Origin of the sequence: Ligilactobacillus sp. 110_WCHN (genome assembly GCF_030518115.1) — a bacterium.
Lineage (GTDB): Bacteria > Bacillota > Bacilli > Lactobacillales > Lactobacillaceae > Ligilactobacillus > Ligilactobacillus aviarius_C.
In genome coordinates, this window is record NZ_JAULLI010000051.1 from 1 (window position 1) to 583 (window position 583).

At 42.2% G+C, this 583-nt stretch carries 1 protein-coding gene; it reads left to right on the top strand.

Going from position 1 to position 583, the window contains the following annotated elements; genetic code table 11:
* A partial coding sequence (locus Q3C15_RS08665; protein ID WP_302704975.1) for a hypothetical protein occupies positions 1 to 435 on the top strand: 435 nt, incomplete at its 5' end.
* Positions 436 to 583: the final 148 nt, after the last annotated feature.

Genomic DNA, 583 nt, shown 5'->3' on the forward strand with positions numbered 1-583 from the left:
GTTGATGCGAATGTAATTAAGTATCAAGTTCCGGAATTAGCAAGTTTGGGTTATGACCTCGAAAGCGGAATTATGGTTAAGGGAGCACCGTTAGTTGCCGCTACACAAAACGGCTCTAGCGGAATGAATTTGCTTAACGGCGTAACAACTAATGAAAGTGGATTTGGCTATATTGAATTTATACCACTCGTTGGCAAGGGATATATTGGTGCTTGTGTTCGTGCAAACTGCCAAATCCCACAATCTGCGGTTGGGAAGCCAGTGGTTCAATTTGCTTCGGGGTCAGGCCTTAATCAAGTAAACCAAACTCCGTTCCGATTGGGAGATTATATCATGCGTTTTGACGGGTCAGATAATACACTCACTTGCTTGGGATATATGAGTAATAGCAACCAAGGTAATAACATTTGCCAAGGTGTCTGCACCATTTACTAGAAGGGAGTTTCTATTATGGATATTTATCGCTATAAGAAAGATAGCATTACCGGGTATGAAGTAGTGACGGTTGATGACGATTACCAATTACAGCCAGGTGAATTAAGAGAACTACCTACGCCGTGTTACACGCCGATGAAATTAGACG